At 45.5% G+C, this 1308-nt stretch carries 1 protein-coding gene; it reads left to right on the plus strand.

The genetic code is table 11. From position 1 onward, the window contains the following. Positions 1-199: 199 nt before the first annotated feature. Positions 200-1308: Ig-like domain-containing protein (locus A3739_RS12605; protein WP_304440275.1), on the plus strand; the 1109-nt coding region annotated here is incomplete at its 3' end.

The raw sequence follows: 1308 nt of genomic DNA on the forward strand, positions 1-1308 counted from the left end.
AACAAGCCATTGAACCATAGGGAAAAACTCGACATCAAAAAGATATGGTCTAACGTTAAGGGATATACGAATAGAAAGTGTATTCGAAGAGCGATATTTCATCGTCACAAATTAGAACAATTAATGTCTTTTTCATAACACGACTTACGTGTAGAAAAGCGCCAAGAAATAACAGCAATCTTAGGTGAAGGTCCTAACTATGTTGAAGAAAACTCTATTAAGTGCCGCAGTTGCCTCGTCATTCGCACTGAGCGGCTGTCTTGACGACTCCCCATCAACAACCGAAAACGCAGGGTCAGTTACAAACCCTCCTGTAGCCAATGGTGTATTTCCAATTTTCTCGCCATCGGAAGCAAAGTTCCCTGTCCCTAACGATTTATTGTATTCATCTGAAACCGCAGGCGATGGCACATTTGTGGACCTAGGCGTCCCAAATCCTCTACCACCTTATTCTGCCTCAGAATACAATCCAGTAACGGCAGCTCTAGGCGGATTGAGCGGTGCATCTACAGTAGCGCCAATTGATATCGCAATGAGTGGTTTAATTGATCCTGCAAGCCTTAAAGGCCAAAGCGATGGAGCAGAACAAAACGTATTTCTGATTGCTCTAGAGTACGCAAGCGGTTCGCCAGTCCAAGGTTTATCAATCGGAGAGCCTCCACAAGCCGCATCTTCGCAACCAACATTCGAGATCGAACATAAGGTATTGGACGGAAACTCAACCATCCGTATCAATCCTACTTCAGTACTTGAGCCACTTACTCGGTACATCGTTGTAGTAAAGAATACGATTACTGATCAAGCAGGCGAATCAATCATTAAATCTCCAGGTGCTGCAGGTTACGAAGCTTTGACAGACGAAACCAACCCGCTTTCTGGCTCATTGGCGGCATTACAACCAGTCCAAGCGCTAATCAATGGTTTATGGGAACCTATCGCGATCGCGGGCATCCCTGTAATAGATAGCGATGCAGATATTGCGCTGACATACAGCTTTACCACATCTGGGGATGAAAAAGTTTTAAATTATATCGCTGAACCTAATTTATGGTTCAACGACCAGATCACTCGTTTTGTTGGCGTTAGCACAGCGACAGCGATCGTGACTGATCAGACAGATCTAAATATGGACGGAAAAGTTGACTACACCGACGTCAACCTTGCTACACAAGGTGCTCTTGCAGCATTCCCAATAAACCCTAGCGACCCAACAGACACAACAGTTGCTGACGCTCTGGCGCCATTACAAGCAGGATTTGGCCTTCTCCCAGCACCTTGCCCTGGATTAACACCTGACGGAACAAATGG

This window comes from Oleiphilus sp. HI0067, from assembly GCF_001635735.1.